Raw genomic sequence first — 17,766 nt, forward strand, 5'->3', positions numbered from 1 at the left:
ACTTAGCTTCCCTTCTTGGCGCCGTAACGGCTGCGAGCCTGCTTGCGGTCCTTGACACCCTGGGTGTCGAGCGAGCCGCGGATGATCCGGTAGCGAACACCGGGAAGGTCCTTCACACGACCACCGCGCACCAGCACCATCGAGTGCTCCTGCAGATTGTGGCCTTCACCCGGGATGTAAGCGGTGACCTCGACGCCGCTGGTCAGGCGCACACGGGCGACCTTACGCAGAGCGGAGTTCGGCTTCTTGGGGGTGGTGGTGTAGACGCGGGTGCACACGCCGCGACGCTGCGGGCTCCCCTTCAGGGCTGCGGTCTTCTTGATCGAAGCCTTGTCCTTGCGGCCCTTTCGGACCAGCTGATTAATGGTTGGCACTAGTTATCTCTCATCTCGTGGTCCGGCAGTGCGCCGGTCCTGTCTGCCATCGCGGTTGGTGCTCCGGGCAGGCCGTCGGCACGGGCAGGTGCCCCGCCGGCGACTTCCGCGATTCGCCCCACCAGCGTTCTCACACTGGTCAGTGATGGTTTTTTGCACCCGAGGTCGGGCGTGTCGTGCAGCCCGGTTCGGTGCAGGTCTTTACGCACCGTCATCTCCGTACCGGCAGACGACAGCTGGGCAGCACCCAGCGGGCTGGGCGCCGTCGACATACTTTACAGGCCAGATTTCGACAGGTCAAAATCGTTGACATCGCTGTTCAGGGCTGGTGTGGACGCCGTCTCGGCGACCCCGGATTCCAGGGTACGGCACCGGCCCGGTCACCACACGGTGCGGCGCATCGGACGGGGGTGCGGCCGGTCACGTCCGGCCCGCCCCGGCCGAGCCGGATCGGGTGGGCGGTGACAGCATGGTGCCCATGTCCCCCACCGTCGGCGGCCTCCGGGCGTCCCTGCACGGCACCGGCCGGCGGGGCCGGGTCCTGGTGCTGATCGCGATCCTGGTCTTCTCCCTCAGTCTGCGCACGGCCGTCACCTCGCTGACCCCGCTGCTCGGCCGGATCGGCGACGACCTCGGTTTCGGAAGCGTGGCCACCGGCCTGCTGGGCATGCTGCCGACTCTGCTCTTCGGTGTGGCCGGGGTGGTCGGGGCCGGGCTGGGCCGGCGGTTCGGGCTCGAGCAGGTGACCACCGCCGCGGTGGTGCTCACCCTGGTGGGTATCGGCACCCGGGCCTTCTGCTCGTCGGCCTGGTCGCTCATCCTCACCTCGACGCTCGCCCTGTTCGGCATGGGGCTGGGCAACGTACTGGTGCCGCCCCTGGTCAAGCGGTACTTCGCCGACCGGATCGCGGTGGTGAGCACCGTCTACATCCTCTGCGTGCAGCTGGGCACCACCGTCCCGGCCGCGATCGCGGTGCCGGTGGCCGACGCCGCCGGCTGGCGCGTCTCGCTGGCCCTGTGGGCGCTGGTGCCGCTGATCGCGCTGCCGGCCTGGCTGATGGTGGTCCGCGAGCGCCGCGGGGCTCCGGTCGACGACGCCGGCGTCGCCGAGCGCCGGAAGCTGCCGGTCTGGCGCTCGCCCATCGCCTGGGGCCTGACCCTGATGTTCGGCATGACCTCACTGCTGACGTACTCGCTGCTGACCTGGATGCCCAAGGTGATCACCGACGCCGGCGGCAGCGAGTCGCTCGGCGGCACCGCGGTGGCGGTCTTCTCCGGCGTGGGTCTGGCCGCCACGGTGGTGGTGCCCTGGCTGACCGTCCGGTTCGCCAATCCGTTCGGTTTCGTCGCCGGTTTCGCGGTGTGCATGCTGGCCGGTCTGGCCGGGCTGCGGTGGGCGCCGATGGACGGCTGGATCTTCTGGGCGCTGCTCACCGGTGTCGGCGTCTGCTCGTTCCCGATGTCGCTGACGCTGATCAATGTGCGCACGCGCACCGCCGACGGCTCGTCGGCGCTCTCGAGCTTCGGGCAGGGCCTGGGCTACCTGCTGGCCTGCGCCGGACCGCTGCTCTTCGGGGTGCTGCACGATGCCTCCGGCGGCTGGGACCTGTCCTTCGGGGTGCTGCTGGTGGCCACCACGCTGATGACCATCGGCGCGTGGATCATCTGCCGGCCGCGGAACCTGGAGGACGATCTGGCCCGGCGCTCCGCCGCGGCCGCGCCGGACGCTCTAGGCTGAGCGGCAGATCCCGCTGCCGCCGAAAGGACCGAAGTCCGGTGACGACCCCTGCCAGCCCGCCCGCCCCGGTGACCGTGGGCGTCGACGAATCCGACGAGGCGCTCGGCGCCGTGGCCTGGGCGGCTCGCTACGCCGATGCGGCGAACACCGGACTGCGCCTGGTCCATGCGATCGCACCGGTCGAGTGGATGTTCGGCGCCGCGGTCGCCTTCTCCCCGGAGGGGCTGGGCGCCAAGCTGTCTCAGCACGCGGACGAGGTCCTCGCCCGGGCGACGACCACCGCACGCGAGGCGGCCCCCGGGCTGTCCGTGCAGACCCAGGTGCTCGACGGCGGCGCCGTGGCCGAGGCCCTCGCGCAGGCGGCGGCCGACTCACTCCTGCTGGTGATCGCGGCCGGCAGCGCCGGCGGCGGGCTGCGCGAGGCGATGCTCGGCGGCCACGTGACCCGCACGGTGCTCAGCTCACCGGTGCCGGTCGTGGTCTGGCGCGCCCCGGAGGCCACCCGGACCGGGCCGCCGCTGCCGGTGGCGGTGGGCGTGGACGAGTCCGAACCCGCTGAGCGCGCCGTCCGCGCGGCCTTCGCCGCCGCGGCGGTGCTGCGCGCGCCGGTGCAGGTGGCCCACATGTGGGAGACCGGTGCGGCGGTGGGCCTGGGTTACGGCGAGGGCCCCACCGACTGGCCCCTCGAACATGTCCTCAAAGCCGAGCAGGAACAGCAGATCACCGCGCTGGTGGCACCGGTCGCCACGGACTTCCCGCATGTGCACCAGGTGGAGGTGCGCACCGACACCACCCCGATCAAGGGGCTGACGGAGGTCTCCGGATCCGCGCAGCTGCTGGTGGTGGGCAGCCGCGGCCGCGGCCGGCTGGCCGGCGCGGTGCTCGGCTCGGTGAGCCAGGCGCTGCTTCATCACGCGCGCTGCCCGCTGCTCGTCGTGCACTGACGATCAGCGCTCCACCTCCGCTGTGAACTGTGGCACAGTGGCGGTCAGGGATGGGATCCGGAGGCACCGAGGAACCATGACGGCACCACAGCAGACGTTGATCACTGCGTCGTGGCAACGGTCCGAAGCGGCCGGGCTCAGCCGGGACGCACGACCGTCGCCCGAGTTCGCCGACATCTACGACGCCGACCCGCTGCTCGACGCGGCCCGGCCGGTGCTCGCCCAGGCGGCGTCGGCGCTGCAGGGGACGGAGACCGCGCTGCTGCTGATGGATCAGCGGTGCCGGCTCGTCTCGTCGGTGTCCGGCGGATCGACGCTGGAGCGAACCCTGCGCGCCAACGGCATCGAGCCGGGCGCGCGGGTTGACGAGGACAGCATCGGCACCACCGCGCTCGGCACCGTCGCGGAAGTCCGCGGTCAGGTGACCGTGCACGGCGCCGACCACTATCTCGAACAGTTCCGCGGGATCAGCTGCTTCGGGCAGCCGATCATCCACCCGGTGACCCGCCGGCTGGCCGGTGTGCTGTGCCTGGCCGAATCCGCCGATCAGGCGACACCGCTGTCGGTGCCGATGGTCCGGAGTCTGGTCGACGGCATCGGCGAGCGTCTGCTCAGCCGCTCCAACCGGGACAAGCACCTGGTACTCAGCGCCTTCGAACGCGCCACCGCCGCCGGCGGAGCGCCGGTCGTCGCCCTCGGCCACGACGTGCAGCTGACCAATGCGCGGGCCGCACGGTTGCTCGACATCGCCGACATGGGGCTGCTCCGCATGCTCGTCAACGCCCCCGACGGCCGGATGCACACCCTCAGTCTGTCGTCCGGTGCCGTCGTGGAGGTCCTCGTCGAGCGGCTGCCCGGTATCCGGGACGCGGCCCTGTTCACGCTCCGCGAAGCGGCCCCGGCGGAGCCGGCCGGGACTCCGGCGGCGGCCATCGGATCGGAGGCCGCCGCGGTCGCCGTGTTCGGGGAGCCCGGCAGCGGCCGCACCACCCGGGCCCGCACCCTGCTCGCCGGACGCCCGGCCGACGAACTCGACGTGGCCGCCAGGATCCTCGGGACCGACACCGTCGACGTGACCGGTGCGGTGCGCCGGGCATGGGCGGGAGGGCGGTCTCTGCTCGTCGACGGCGTCGACCTGCTCGACGATCGTTCGCTGGCGCTGCTCGCCGCCGCCGTCGAGCGCGCGGTGGGGCGCCACGCCCTGGTGCTGGTGGCCGGCGACGACCCGCGGCCGGCGGTCGCGTCGCTGCTTCACCGCTGCGGCCGCCGGGTGGAGACGCCGCCGCTGCGCCGCCGGCCCGACGAGCTCGCCGCGCTGGCCCAGGCGATGCTGACCCGCCTGCGGGAGGGCGCACCGACGGCACCGGCGCTGACCGGCCCGGCGGTCGACGCGCTGCTCAGCCGCAGCTGGCCGGGCAATCTCCGGGAACTCCACGCCGTCCTCGAACGCGCCGCGGCCGCGGCCGCCGCCCGCGGCACCGACCGGGTGGATGTGGGCGATCTGCCCACCGAGTACCGCACCACCACCCGGGCGGCGCGCCTGTCCGGACGCGAACAGGCCGAGCGGCTGGCAATCATCGAGGCCCTCGAGGCGGCCGGCGGCAACAAGGTGCACGCCGCCCGCGCCCTGGGCATCAGCCGGACCACCCTGTACGCCCGGATCCGGGCGCTGGGCGTCGACCTCTGAGCCGCACCGCGCACAACTGTTCAGTTTCTGGACATCGCGGCCCCGGCCGGACCTGGCAGAACTGAAGGGGCACACACAGTGGTGCCGATCACGATTTCTCTTCCGCGTGGTCGACGACATAGTGATGGAGTCCCCGATGACCACTTCCACCGAATCCCGGCTGCTCCCCGAAGTCGCGGAATTCGTCGCGCAGGACAAGCGTCTGCTGATCGGCGGCGCATGGGTGCCCGCGCAGTCCGGCCAGACCTTCGAGACGGAGGACCCGGCCACCGGCCGGCCGATCACCCGGGTCGCCCAGGGCGACGCGCAGGACGTGGACCGCGCCGTGCAGGCCGCCCGGATCGCCTTCGAGGAGGGTCCGTGGGCCCGGATGAAACCCAATGAGCGCGAACGGCTGCTCTGGCGGGTCGGCGACATCCTGTCCGAGCGGGCCGAGATCTTCGGACAGCTCGAAGCACTCGACAACGGCAAGGCCGCCACCATCGCCACCGCCGTCGACACCGCGTGGGCCGCGGACGTGTGGCGCTACAACGCCGGCCTGGCCACCAAGATCAAGGGCGACTCGGTGAACGTCTCGATGCCGTTCTCACCGGACGGCCGCTTCCACGCGTACACGCTGCGGCAGCCGCTCGGCGTGTGCGGCCTGATCGTGCCGTGGAACTTCCCGCTGCTCATGGCCAGCTGGAAGCTCGCACCGGCGCTGGCCGCCGGCAACACGGTCATCCTCAAACCGGCCGAGCAGACGCCGCTGACCGCACTGCTGCTCGGCGAGGTCTTCGAGGAGGCCGGTTTCCCGCCCGGCGTGGTCAACATCGTGACCGGCTACGGCGACGCCGGTGCCGCGCTCTCCGCACACGACGGCGTCGACAAAGTCGCCTTCACCGGCTCGACGGAGGTGGGCAAGAAGATCGTGCACGCCGCGGCCGGGAACCTGAAGAAGGTCTCCCTCGAACTGGGCGGCAAGAGCCCGAACATCGTCTACGCCGACGCCGACCTCGACGCCGCCGTCGCCGGCTCGGTGGCTGCCTGGATGTTCAACCACGGTCAGTGCTGTGTGGCCGGCACCCGGCTGTTCGTCCAGCGGGAGATCTTCGACGACTTCACCCAGGCGGTGGCCGACGCGGCAGCGCAGGCCAAGATCGGCCCGGGCCTCGATCCCGCGACCGAACTCGGACCGCTGGTCTCGCAGGAGCAGTTCGACCGGGTCGACGGCTACATCCAGCAGGGCCTGGCCGACGGCGCACGGGCGCTCACCGGCGGCAAGCGCTGGGGCACCGAGGGCTACTTCGTCGAGCCGACCGTCTTCGTCGACGTACGGCCGGACTTCTCGATCGTCGAAGAGGAGATCTTCGGTCCGGTGGTCGCGGCGCTGCCCTTCGACGGTGAGGACGACGTCGCCCGGGCCGCCAACGACTCGATCTACGGCCTCGCCGCAGGCATCTGGACCAGGGACATCTCCAAGGCGCACCGCACCGCCGCCGCCGTGCAGGCCGGCTCGGTCTGGGTCAATCAGTACAACGGCTTCGACACCGCCCTGCCGTTCGGCGGCTTCAAACAGTCGGGCTGGGGCCGGGAGCTCGGCGACTGCGCCATCGACCTCTACACCCAGACCAAAGCCGTCAACGTCGCACTCTGACCACTCCCCTCCCGCTCGACTCACGACAAGTATCGACCAAGAAAGCAGGACGTCATGAAGACCAAAGCCGCTGTGCTCCTCGAGGCCGGCAAGCCCTTCGAGATCATGGAACTCGAGCTCGACGGTCCCGGACCGGGTGAGGTGCTCATCAAATACACCTCCGCCGGCCTGTGCCACTCCGATCTGCACCTCACCGACGGCGACCTCCCGCCGCGGTATCCGATCGTCGGCGGCCACGAGGGCTCGGGCGTCATCGAAGAGGTGGGACCGGGCGTGACCAAGGTCAAGCCGGGCGACCACGTGGTGTGCAGCTTCATCCCCAACTGCGGCACCTGCCGGTACTGCTCGACAGGTCGCCAGAACCTGTGCGACATGGGTGCCACCATCCTCGAGGGCTGTATGCCCGACGGCACGTACCGTTTCCACGCCGACGGCAAGGACTTCGGTGCCATGTGCATGCTCGGCACCTTCGCCGAACGCGCCACCATCTCGCAGCACTCGGTGGTCAAGGTGGACGACTGGCTGCCGCTCGAGACCGCGGTGCTCGTCGGCTGCGGAGTGCCCTCGGGCTGGGGCACGGCGGTCAGCGCCGGCGATCTGCGCGCCGGGGACACCGCCGTCGTCTACGGCATCGGCGGGCTGGGCATCAACGCCGTGCAGGGCGCGGTGTCGGCCGGCTGCAAGTACGTGGTCGTGGTCGATCCGATCCCGCTCAAGCGGGAGACGGCACTGAAGTTCGGTGCCACACACGCCTTCGCGACGGCGGAGGAGGCGCACGCCAAGGTGACCGAGCTGACCTGGGGGCAGGGCGCCGATGCGGCCCTGATCCTGGTGGGCACCGTCGACGAGGCCGTGGTGAGCGCGGCGACCGCGGTCATCGGTAAGGGCGGCAAGGTGGTCATCACCGGACTGGCCGATCCGACCAAGCTGACGGTGCACGTCTCGGGCACCGATCTCACGCTCAACCAGAAGACCATCATGGGCACCCTGTTCGGGTCGATGAACCCGCAGTACGACATCGTCCGGCTTCTACGGCTCTACGACGCCGGCGAGCTCAAGCTCGATGAGCTGGTGACCACGCGGTACTCCCTCGAGGAGGTCAACCAGGGCTACGAGGATCTGCGCAACGGAGTGAACATCCGGGGCGTCATCGATCACGCCGTGTAGCACCGCCCCCGGTCCCCCCGGACACCGCTGAGCCGCCCCCGCCCGGGGGCGGCTCAGCGCATCGCGCGCTGCGGCTCGGCGGTCAGGAGCCGGCGCCGCGCATGAGCTGGTCGAGGGACTGCAGCGCGGGCACGGCGGCGGTGAGTCGCTCGCGGTCCACGGCGCTGAGTTCGGAGATGTACCCGGAGAACCAGGCGGCCCGGCTGCGCCTGCGGGCGGCGACCTCGTCGCGGCCCTGCTCGGTCAGTTCCACCAGGATCGCCCGGCCGTCGGCGGGGTCCCTGCGGCGCACCACCGAGCCGGACTGCTCGAGCCCGGACACCAGTGCGGTCATCGACGGCTGCGCCACGCCCTGCTGCTCGGCGAGCACCGTGATGCGCTGCGGGCCCACGTCGTTGAGCCGCGCCATCGTCGCCCCGGCGGTGGGGCTGATCTCGCGCGGTATCTGGCGGTGCAGCTGGGAGAACAGCGAGTAGAGGACCTCGGCGAGTTCGTACGACTGAGCGCCGCGCTGGTCGTCGGTCGCGGCCGCTTCGGCCATCGAGTCCTCCTTCGATCCGTCCCCGTCCGGGACGACCGGACCGGGCGGGGGTGATCCGCCCAGTCTATGCGGTCGCCGCCGACGCCAATTTGCATTGACTATCTATATAGCCTATCTATCTTTATATGGCTCATTCCTCGGCAAGTCCGTTCCAGCAGCCGCGGGCGGTGTGGGCGGTCGCCTTCGCCTGCGTCGTCTCGTTCATGGGCATCGGATTGGTGGACCCGATCCTCAACTCCCTCAAGGGAGATCTCGGCGCCACCGACTCGCAGACCACCATGCTGTTCACCAGCTATCTGGTGGTGACCGCCGTGGCCATGCTGATCACCGGCGCGGTCTCGTCCCGGATCGGCGCCAAGAACACGCTGATCGCCGGCCTGGTGCTGATCGTCGCCTTCGCCGCAGCGGCCGGCGCCAGCGACTCGATCAGCCAGATCATCGGCTTCCGGGCCGGCTGGGGCGTGGGCAACGCCCTGTTCATCGCCACCTCGCTGGCGGTCATCGTCGGCGCGGCCAGCGGCGGCTTCGAGGGAGCGATCGTGCTCTACGAGACCGCCCTCGGCGTGGGCATCGCCACCGGCCCGCTGATCGGCGGGCTGCTCGGCGAGGTCAGCTGGCGCGGGCCGTTCTTCGGTGTGGCCGTGCTGATGCTGATCGCCCTGGTCGCCACCGTGGTGCTGGTCGAGCCCACCCCGAAACCCGCCGAGAAGCAGTCGGTCCTCGAACCGATCAAGGCCCTGCGGCATCGCAGCCTGGCGACCACCAGCGTCGTCGGCCTGCTCTACAACTGGGGCTTCTTCACCATTCTCGCGGTCTCGCCGTTCCTCATCGAGTTCAAGCCGATCCCGATGGGCGGCATCTTCTTCGGCTGGGGCATCCTCGTCGCCGTCTTCGCCGTCTTCGGCGCCCCGTTCCTCAAGTCCCGGATCGGCACCACCAATGCGCTGTTCATCGCGCTCGGCGGCATGGTGGTGGTCTCCCTGGTGATCGGCATCTGGGCCGACACCAAGGTGGCGGTGATCGTCGCGGTGATCGCCTCGGGCGTCTTCGTCGGCCTGAACAACACCCTGGTCACCTCCGCGGTGATGAGCATCGCGCCGGTGCCGCGGCCCACCGCCTCGGCCACCTACGGCTTCGCGCGCTTCATCGGCGGCGGCCTGGCCCCCTACGCCGGCGGCAAGATCGCCGAGACCGTGATGAGCGGCAGCCACCCGGAGGCCACCGACTACCGCATCCCGTTCCTGATCGGCGCGGCCGCGGTCTGTCTGGGCGGGCTGCTGCTGGCCACCCTGCGCAGCGATCTCGACGCGGCCGACGCCGAATCGCGCCAGGCGGTCTCGAATGAACGCCGCGACTCCGAGGAAGCGGTCCGGGAGATCCCGGCCGTCGAGGAGGAGGCGGTGCTCGCCGAGGACGCCCTGCACGGCGACCGGGAGTTCAGCGGGCAGGAGTTCGGCGGACGGGACGAGACGATCGCCGACCGCTCCCGCTGAGCGCGGCCGCCGGAGAGGTTCGCCGGTCAGTCGGCCACGGTGTGCGGCAGCGTGACGGTGCCGGGCGTGATCGTGGCCGGGCGCGACGGCGGCGGCACCACCGGTCCCACGTTCCCGTCCGGCGCGGTGTCGAGGTCCACCACCACCGGCGCGTGGTCGCTGGGTTTGGTGCCCTTGCGGGCGGCACGGTCCACCCAGGCGGCCTGCACCCGCTGCGCCAGCGGCGCACCGGCCAGAATCAGGTCGATCCGCATGCCCAGATCGCGGTGGAACATGCCGCCGCGGTAGTCCCAGTACGAGTAGATGCGCTCGTGCGGCCAGTGCTCGCGGACCACATCGTCCATGCCCAGCGCCAGGAAGCCGGCCAGCTCGGCGCGCTCGGGTTCGGTCACGTGGGTGTGCCCCGCAAGCGCGAGCGGATCGAAGACGTCCTGATCGGCCGGAATGATGTTGAAGTCGCCGCACACCATGGTGCCGGCCGCCTCCGGGGCGACGGCCGCGCGCAGCCGATCGAGCCAGGTCAGCTTGTAGGTGTAGTGGTCCGAGTCCACCTCGCGGCCGTTGGGCACGTACACCGAGTAGATCCGGACGCCGTCGCAGACCGCGGAGATCGCCCGGCCCTCCGGCGGATCCGCGGGGTCGGGGTAGCCCGGGGCATCCGGAAAGGCCACCTGCACATCGGTCAGACCCACCCGGCTCAGCAGCGCCACCCCGTTCCAGCGGCCCTGGCCGGCGTGCGCGAATTCGTAACCACGGGAGGACAGTTCGTCGCCGAGCTCCTCGGCGAAGACCTCGTCGGAGACCTTGGTCTCCTGCAGGCACACCACGTCCGGGGCACGCTCGTCGAGCCAGGGCAGGAAGCGGGGCACGCGCTGCTTGATCGAGTTCACATTCCAGGTCACCACACGCATGCGCTCAGCGTACTGCGCGCCGTCACGGCACCCGACGCGGCTGTATACCCGGTGTGGCCGAGAACTTGGGCTGCCTGACCGACCTCTGAGGTCGGTCAGGCAGCCCAAGTTCTCCGGGTTCGGGGCCCGCGGCGGTTCAGCCGGAACCGAGCGCGGCGCGCAGTTGCTCGGCCCAGGCCGCCGTCACCTGGGCGCGTCGGGCCGAGTCGTCGGAGAGGGTGTCGGCCAGACCCAGTCCGCGTGCCAGGTCCAGGGTGACCTGGGCCAGCCGATGGGTCTGCGGGTTGGTGCCGGCCGGGTCCAGTCCGGACACCGTCAGCCGATGCGCGGCCCGCGCCAGCTTGGCCTCGAGCGGCAGGATCGCCTCCCGCAGCACCGGATCGGAGGCCGCGGCCGCCCACACCTGCAGGGCCGCCTTGAACTGCTTGCCGGTGTAGATCGACACCGCGCGGTCGACCACCGTGTCGATCCGCTCGGGACCGTCGGGCAGATCGGCCACGGTGGCGGCCGCCTCGGCGGTCATCTCCTCGAACATCTCCTCGAGAACCGCGGTGATCAGCGCCTCCCGGGTCGGGAAGTGATGCTGCGCGGCGCCGCGCGAGACCCCGGCGGCCTCGGCGACCGCCGACACCGTCGCCGCCGCCCACCCTTCGGTGGCCAGCAGGTCGACGGTGGCCGCGAGCAGCCGTTCCCGGGTGGCCCGGGAACGGTCCTGCTGCGGCTGCCGCGCCGACACGCTCACGGCCGGCGCACCTGAACCGCGGGCGCCTCGACCGCCCACGGCGGCGGCTCCTTGCTCAGGAAGGCGGTCATGCCGGCCCGCGCCTCGTCACTGCCGAAGAGCGCCATCGACTCGGCCGCTCGGGCCTGCGCGGCGACGTCGTAGCCGTCGAGCAGGGCCGCGGTGGTCAGTTTCTTGCTGGCCGCCAGCCCCTGCGGGGACGCCTTGGCGATGCCGGTCAGCACCGCCGCCAGCTCGGCGTCGAGCTTCTCGGCGGTCACCGCGGTGGTGATCAGTCCGATGCGTTCGGCGGTCTGCGCCCCGAAGGTCTCCCCGGTGACGAAGTACCGGCCGGCGGCCCGGGCGGAGATCTTGGCCAGCAGCGGCACCGAGATGATCGACGGGGCCAGACCCAGCCGCGCCTCGGTGAGCGCGAAGCTGGCGGACTCGCCGGCCAGTACGATGTCGGCGGCGGCCACCAGCCCCAGACCACCGGCCCGCACGTGACCGTCGACCACGGCGACCACCGGCACCTCGAGCTCGAGGACGGCCTTGATCAACTCCACCATCGCCGCCCCGGATTCGGCTGTCGCCTGCTCCGGGTCCAGTCCGCGGCGCAGTGCCTCACCGAGATCGGCTCCGGCGCAGAAGGTTCCGCCGGTGTGCGTGAGCACCACCACCCGGACCTGCGGATCGTCGGCGGCACGGCGTAGCCCGTCCCGGAGCCGGCTCACCAGTGCCGAACTGAGCGCATTGCGGTTGTCCGGCGAATCCAGGGTCAGCGCCAGCACCGGCCCGGACTGCTCGCACCGGACCAGCTCCTGCTGCTCATCCGTCATCTGCTCACCTGCTTTCGATCGAATGGGACCAGTAGATCAGTACGACTTGGGCAGTCCCAGACTGGTCTGCGCCACGAAGTTGAGGATCATCTCCCGGCTCACCGGCGCGATCCGCGAGATGCGCACCAGCGAGAGCAGCGGGGCCAGCCCGTACTCGGAGGTCAGGCCGTTGCCGCCGAGCGAATGCACGGCCTGGTCGACGATCTTCACCGCGGCCTCCGCCGCCGCGTACTTGGCCATGTTCGCCGGTTCGGCAGCGCCCCAGTCGTCGCCGGCGTCGTAGAGGGTGGCGGCCTTCTGCATCATCAGCTTGGCCATCTCCAGCTGGATCTTGCCCTCGGCCAGGGGATGGGCGATCGCCTGGTGGGTGCCGATCGGCGCCTTCCAGACGGTGCGGTCGCTGACGTACTCGACGGCCTTGCCGAGTGCGAAGCGGGCCATGCCCACGGCCGAGGCGGCCGCCATGATCCGTTCCGGATTCAGCCCGGCGAAGAGCTGACTCAGTGCCGCATCCTCCGAGCCCACCAGCGCGTCGGCGGGCAGCCGGACGTCGTCGAGGAACAGCCCGAACTGCTTCTCCGGGTTGAGCAGTTCCATGTCGATCAGCGAGTACTCGAACCCCGGGGAGTCGGTGGGCACCACGAACAGCGCCGGCTTGAGCTTGCCGGTCTTGGCGTCCTCGGTGCGCGCGACGATGAGCACCGACTGCGCCTGATCCACCCCGGAGATGAACACCTTGCGGCCCGACAGGATCCAGTCGTCGCCGTCACGGCGGGCGGTGGTGGTGATCTGGTGTGAGTTGGAGCCGGCGTCCGGTTCGGTGATGCCGAAGGCCATGGTGAGCGAGCCGTCGGCCAGCCCCGGGATCCAGCGCTGCTTCTGGTCGTCGGTGCCGAAGCGGGCGATGATGTTGCCGCAGATGGCCGGGGAGACCACCATCATCAGCAGTCCGGTGCCGGTGGCGGCCAGCTCCTCCATCACGATCGACAGCTCGTACATGCCGGCACCGCCGCCGCCGTACTCCTCGGGCAGGTTCACGCCGATGAAGCCGAGTTCACCGGCCTCGGCCCACAGTTCGTCGGTCTTGCGGCCCTGCCGGGCGCAGTCCTGGAAGTACTGCTGACCGTATTTGGCCCCGAGGGCCGCAACGGCGGCACGCAGTTCGGCGCGTTCCTGGGTTTCGACGAAAGTCATTGGTTCTCAGTCCTCTTCGGGTCGATTCGATGGATGTTCGGGTGGTGAGTCACGGCGCACCCGGCCGGGCCGGTGGCCGTCTGGGGTTCAGCCGGCGGGCGCGGATTCGTCGTCGGCGGTGATGACGGCGAGCACCTCCCCCACGCTCAGCTGGCGGCCTTCGGTGACGGCGAGCACGGAGACCACGCCGTCGGCCGGAGCGGAGATGGTGTGCTCCATCTTCATCGCCTCCAGGCGCAGCAGCGGCTGCCCGGCGCTCACCCGCTCGCCTTCGGCCACCTCCACCCGGATCACCGATCCGGGCATCGGGGCGAGCAGCGAACCGGGCCGGGTCACCGCGGCCGGATCCACGTAGCGCGGGCAGCGGGTCAGCGCCACCGAGGCGCCCGGCCAGTCCACGTAGACGCGATCGCCGTCCACGTCGACCCGGTAGCGCCGGCTGACGCCGTCGTCGGCGAGCACGACCTGTGTGGGCGTCGCCGAGATCAGTCGGGTCCCGGGGAGATCCGGCAGTTCCACGCCGCCGTCGCGCGTGCGGCGGTACCTCACCAGCGCTTCCCCGCCGTCCGGCCGCAGGTAGCTCTTGTGCTGATAGTCCGCGGCCAGGTTCCGCCAGCCCGACGGCAGCGATCCCAGCACCCGGGCGCCGGCCCGGTTGCGTTCGGACTGGGCCAGTGCGGCCGCGACCAGTGCCCGCTGCACGTCGTCCTCGCCGGCCAGCGGCGCCGACAGCGTGTCCAGCCCCACGGTGTCGAGATAGCCGGTGTCGGTGACCCCGGACAGGAAGCGCTTCTCGCGCAGGGTGTTGACCAGCATGTCCCGGTTGGTGACCAGGCCGTGGATGCGGGCCGAGTCCAGGGCCCGGGCCAGCATGGCGGCGGCCCGCCGGCGCTCCGGCGCCCAGGAGATCACCTTGGCGAGCATCGGGTCGTAGAAGGTGGAGATCTCACTGCCGTCGGCGATCCCCGAATCCACCCGGATCCCGGGCCGGTCGAGCAGCGCGAAGCGGGTGTCGGCGGGGATGTCGATGGTGCTGACCGTGCCGGATTGCGGCTGCCAGTCGTGCGCCGGGTCCTCGGCGTAGAGCCGCACCTCGATGGCGTGGCCGGTGGTGACCGGCTCCGATCGGGGCAGCGCCTCACCGCCGGCCACCCGCAACTGCCATTCGACCAGGTCCTGGCCGGTGGTCAGTTCGGTGACCGGATGCTCGACCTGCAGCCGGGTGTTGGTCTCGAGGAAGAAGAATCTGCCGGTGTCGCCGTCGGCGAGGAATTCGACGGTGCCCGCACCGGTGTAGCCGATCGAGGTCACCGCGGTGCGCGCCGCCGCATACAGCCGCTCGCGCATGTCGCCGCCGATGCGCTCGACGAGCGGTGCCGGCGCTTCCTCGATCACCTTCTGGTGCCGGCGCTGGATGGAGCATTCGCGCTCGCCGACCGCCCACACCCGGCCGTGAGCATCGGCCATCACCTGCACCTCGATGTGGTGACCGCGCTCGATGTACGGCTCGCAGAAGACGGTCGGATCGCCGAAGGCGGATTCGGCCTCGCGGGCGGCGGCGGCCACCTGCTCGGCAAGCTCGTCGAGGTCGCGCACGATGCGCATGCCTCGGCCGCCGCCACCGGCGGAGGCCTTGATCAGCAGCGGCAGGTCGGCGGCGGTGACCGACGCCGGGTCGAGATCGGCCAGCACCGGCACGCCGGCCGCAGCCATCAGCTCCTTCGCATTGACCTTGGAGCCCATCGCGTCGATGGCGGCCGGCGGCGGGCCGATCCAGACCAGTCCCGCGTCGGCCACGGCACGGGCGAAATCCGCGTTCTCGGACAGGAATCCGTAGCCGGGGTGGACGGCGTCGGCACCAGCGGCCCGGGCGGCCGCGATCACCGCGTCGCCGCGCAGGTAGGTCTGCGCGGAGGTGGAGCCGGGCAGTGCGACGGCGGTGTCGGCGGCCCGCACGTGGGGCGCGTCGGCATCGGGATCGCTGTAGACCGCCACGGTGCGCAGACCCATCCGGGCGCAGGTGGCCATCACCCGGCAGGCGATCTCGCCGCGGTTGGCCACCAGCACCGAGGTGATGGCCGTCGAATCATGCTGTGTCACGGGAAAACTCCTCATCACATCCGGAAGACGCCGAAGTTGCCGGTGCCCTCGACCGGGCCGCTGGCGATGGCCGACAGGGTCTGGCCCAGTACGGTGCGGGTGTCCCGCGGGTCGATGATGCCGTCGTCGTAGAGCATTCCCGACAGGAACGCCGGAACCGACTCGGCTTCGATCTGCGCCTCGATCATGGCGCGCATGCCGGCGTCGGCCTCCTCGTCGACCACCCCGCCGCGGGCCTCGGTGGCCGCGCGCGAGACGATCGAGATGACTCCGGCCAGCTGGGCGCCGCCCATCACCGCCGACTTGGCGCTGGGCCAGGCGAACAGGAAGCGCGGATCGTAGGCCCGGCCGCACATGCCGTAGTGGCCGGCGCCGTAGCTCGCGCCGATCAGCAGCGAGATGTGCGGCACCGTCGAGTTGGAGACCGCGTTGATCATCATGGCGCCGTGCTTGATGATGCCGCCCTGCTCGTACTCCTTGCCCACCATGTAGCCGGTGGTGTTGTGCAGGAACAGCAGCGGGGTGTCGCTGCGGTTGGCCAGCTGGATGAACTGGGTGGCCTTCTGCGCCTCGGCGGAGAACAGCACGCCCTGCGCATTGGCCAGGATGCCCACCGGGAAGCCGTGCACCCGCGCCCAGCCGGTGCACAGCGAGCTGCCGTAGTCCGGTTTGAATTCGTCGAAGTCGCTGTCATCGACCACGCGGGCGATCACCTCGCGCGGATCGAACGGGATCTTCAGATCGGTGGGCACGATCCCGAGCAGCTCCTCCGGGTCGTACCGCGGCTCCACGGGATCGGCCACCGGGCCGGGTCCGGTCTTGCGCCAGTTGAGCCGGGCGACGATGCGCCGGCCGATCCGGATCGCGTCCTGCTCATCGGCGGCCAGATGATCGGCCAGTCCGGAGACCCGCGCATGCATGCCGGCGCCGCCGAGCTCCTCGTCGTCGCTCTCCTCGCCGGTGGCCATCTTCACCAGCGGCGGACCGCCGAGGAAGACCTTGGAGCGGCCGTCGATCATCACCACGTGATCGCTCATTCCGGGCACATAGGCGCCGCCGGCCGTGGAGTTGCCGAAGACCAGGGCGATGGTGGGGATTCCGGCCGCCGACAGGCGGGTCAGGTCGCGGAACATCCGCCCGCCCGGCACGAAGACCTCTTTCTGGGTGGGCAGATCGGCGCCGCCGGACTCGACCAGCGAGATCACCGGCAGCCGGTTGGCCAGTGCGATGTCGTCGATGCGCAGGATCTTGCGCAGGGTCCACGGATTGGAGGTGCCGCCCTTGACCGTCGGATCGTTGGCCACGATCAGGCATTCGACGCCCTCGACCACGCCCAGACCGGCTACCACGGAGGCGCCGACGGTGAACGGGCTGCCGTAGGCGGCCAGCGGGCACAGCTCCAGGAACGGCGAGTCCTCGTCCACCAGCAGTTCGATGCGCTCGCGGGCGAGCAGCTTGTCGCGCTTGCGATGCCGGGCGACGGACTTCTCCCCTCCCCCGTCGAGCGCTTTGCGCATCTCCAGCCCCACCTCGGCGAGTTTGGCGTTCATCGCCGCGACGTTGGCGGTGAACTCCTCACCGGTGGGGTCGATCTTCGAGCTGATGACGGTCACTGCTGGTACCCCAATCGCTTGGCGGCCAGGCCGCTGAGAATCTCGTTGGTGCCGCCGCCGATACCGATGATGCGCATGTCGCGGTACTGCCGTTCCACTTCGGATTCACGCATGTAGCCCATGCCGCCGAAGAGCTGAACGGCCTTGTCGGCCACCCACTGTCCGGTCTCCACCGCGGTGTTCTTGGCGAAGCAGACCTCGGCGATCATGTCGTCGCCGGAGGACACGTAGCGTTCGACCAGCGCCCGGGTGTAGGTGCGGGCGATGTCGATCTTGCGGGCCATCTCGGTGACGGTGTCCTGCACCGATTGGCGGGCGATGAGCGGCTTGCCGAAGGTCTCCCGGTGGCGGACCCATTCGAGACTCAGGTCCAGGCAGCGCTGGGCGCTGGCATAGGCCTGTACGGCCAGTGCCACCCGTTCGGTGACGAAGGCCTGCGCGATGAGCGCGAAGCCGCTGTTCTCCGCACCGACCAGGTTGGCCACCGGCACCCGGGCATCGACGAAGGACAGTTCGGCGGTGTCCGACGAGAGCCAGCCCATCTTCTCGAGCTTGCGGGCCACGGTGAAGCCGGGGGTGCCCTTGTCGATCACCAGCAGCGAGACGCCGGCGGCGCCGGGGCCGCCGGTGCGCACCGCCGTCACCACGAAGTCGGCGCGCACGGCCGAGGTGATGAAGGTCTTCGCGCCGTTGACGATGTAGTGGTCGCCGTCGCGGACGGCGCTGGTGCGCAGATGACCCACGTCGCTGCCGCCGCCGGGTTCGGTGATGGCCAGACTGCCGATCTTCGCGCCGGCCAGGGTGGGCC

15 protein-coding genes are annotated in these 17,766 nt (G+C 70.7%); 6 read left to right on the forward strand and 9 right to left on the reverse strand.

Annotated features, from left to right (window positions below; translation table 11 throughout):
- Positions 1–2 precede the first annotated feature (2 nt).
- Complete coding sequence (rpsL, locus tag ACJMNC_RS08060) at positions 3–374, reverse strand: 30S ribosomal protein S12 (RefSeq protein WP_008376090.1); 372 nt, start codon at positions 372–374, stop codon at positions 3–5.
- Positions 375–852: 478 nt separating this feature from the next.
- Between rpsL and ACJMNC_RS08065 the strand changes: the two genes are divergently transcribed.
- The 5 genes from ACJMNC_RS08065 (at position 853) to ACJMNC_RS08085 (ending at position 7,546) form a co-directional block, all read left to right on the forward strand.
- Positions 853–2,112: a CynX/NimT family MFS transporter gene (locus tag ACJMNC_RS08065; protein WP_408947428.1), complete on the forward strand. Its 1,260-nt coding sequence runs from the start codon at positions 853–855 to the stop codon at positions 2,110–2,112.
- A 38-nt stretch (positions 2,113–2,150) separates the two neighbouring features.
- Positions 2,151–3,056 (forward strand): universal stress protein, encoded by a 906-nt coding sequence (locus ACJMNC_RS08070; protein WP_408947429.1) that lies wholly within the window; start codon positions 2,151–2,153, stop codon positions 3,054–3,056.
- Between the two features lie 76 nt (positions 3,057–3,132).
- On the forward strand, positions 3,133–4,743 hold the full coding sequence (locus tag ACJMNC_RS08075) for a sigma-54-dependent Fis family transcriptional regulator (protein WP_408947430.1): 1,611 nt from the start codon (positions 3,133–3,135) through the stop codon (positions 4,741–4,743).
- A gap of 136 nt (positions 4,744–4,879) precedes the next feature.
- Entirely contained in the window at positions 4,880–6,379 is a 1,500-nt protein-coding gene (locus ACJMNC_RS08080; RefSeq protein ID WP_408947431.1) for an aldehyde dehydrogenase family protein, read from the forward strand.
- 54 nt (positions 6,380–6,433) lie between these two features.
- Positions 6,434–7,546: an NDMA-dependent alcohol dehydrogenase gene (locus tag ACJMNC_RS08085; protein ID WP_408947432.1), complete on the forward strand. Its 1,113-nt coding sequence runs from the start codon at positions 6,434–6,436 to the stop codon at positions 7,544–7,546.
- Positions 7,547–7,628: 82 nt separating this feature from the next.
- On the opposite strand, the gene ACJMNC_RS08090 is transcribed toward ACJMNC_RS08085, so the two are convergent.
- Complete coding sequence (locus ACJMNC_RS08090) at positions 7,629–8,087, reverse strand: MarR family winged helix-turn-helix transcriptional regulator (RefSeq protein ID WP_408947433.1); 459 nt, start codon at positions 8,085–8,087, stop codon at positions 7,629–7,631.
- Positions 8,088–8,212: 125 nt separating this feature from the next.
- On the opposite strand from ACJMNC_RS08090, the gene ACJMNC_RS08095 reads away from it, so the two are divergent.
- A complete protein-coding gene (locus tag ACJMNC_RS08095) occupies positions 8,213–9,580 on the forward strand; it encodes an MFS transporter (protein ID WP_408947434.1) in 1,368 nt (455 codons plus the stop codon).
- 26 nt (positions 9,581–9,606) lie between these two features.
- On the opposite strand, the gene ACJMNC_RS08100 is transcribed toward ACJMNC_RS08095, so the two are convergent.
- The 7 genes from ACJMNC_RS08100 to ACJMNC_RS08130 form a co-directional block, all read right to left on the reverse strand.
- The gene (locus tag ACJMNC_RS08100; protein ID WP_408947435.1) at positions 9,607–10,491 is read right to left on the reverse strand and encodes an exodeoxyribonuclease III; all 885 of its coding nucleotides are present in this window, start codon (positions 10,489–10,491) and stop codon (positions 9,607–9,609) included.
- A gap of 136 nt (positions 10,492–10,627) precedes the next feature.
- On the reverse strand, positions 10,628–11,233 hold the full coding sequence (locus ACJMNC_RS08105; RefSeq protein ID WP_408947436.1) for a TetR/AcrR family transcriptional regulator: 606 nt from the start codon (positions 11,231–11,233) through the stop codon (positions 10,628–10,630).
- The gene (locus ACJMNC_RS08110; RefSeq protein ID WP_408947437.1) at positions 11,230–12,051 is read right to left on the reverse strand and encodes an enoyl-CoA hydratase family protein; all 822 of its coding nucleotides are present in this window, start codon (positions 12,049–12,051) and stop codon (positions 11,230–11,232) included. Before ACJMNC_RS08110 ends, ACJMNC_RS08105 begins: the two co-directional genes overlap by 4 nt.
- 36 nt (positions 12,052–12,087) lie before the next feature.
- Positions 12,088–13,245: an acyl-CoA dehydrogenase family protein gene (locus ACJMNC_RS08115; protein ID WP_408947438.1), complete on the reverse strand. Its 1,158-nt coding sequence runs from the start codon at positions 13,243–13,245 to the stop codon at positions 12,088–12,090.
- Positions 13,246–13,332: 87 nt separating this feature from the next.
- A complete protein-coding gene (locus ACJMNC_RS08120) occupies positions 13,333–15,360 on the reverse strand; it encodes an acetyl/propionyl/methylcrotonyl-CoA carboxylase subunit alpha (RefSeq protein ID WP_408947439.1) in 2,028 nt (675 codons plus the stop codon).
- Positions 15,360–16,958, reverse strand: a complete 1,599-nt coding sequence (locus ACJMNC_RS08125; protein WP_408947440.1) for an acyl-CoA carboxylase subunit beta — start codon at positions 16,956–16,958, stop codon at positions 15,360–15,362. Before ACJMNC_RS08125 ends, ACJMNC_RS08120 begins: the two co-directional genes overlap by 1 nt.
- Positions 16,955–17,766 (reverse strand): acyl-CoA dehydrogenase family protein (locus ACJMNC_RS08130; RefSeq protein WP_408947441.1); only part of this gene is annotated, 812 nt, incomplete at its 5' end. The genes ACJMNC_RS08125 and ACJMNC_RS08130, both read right to left, overlap by 4 nt.

It is taken from the genome of Gordonia sp. VNK21, assembly GCF_046098115.1.
Classification (GTDB): domain Bacteria; phylum Actinomycetota; class Actinomycetes; order Mycobacteriales; family Mycobacteriaceae; genus Gordonia.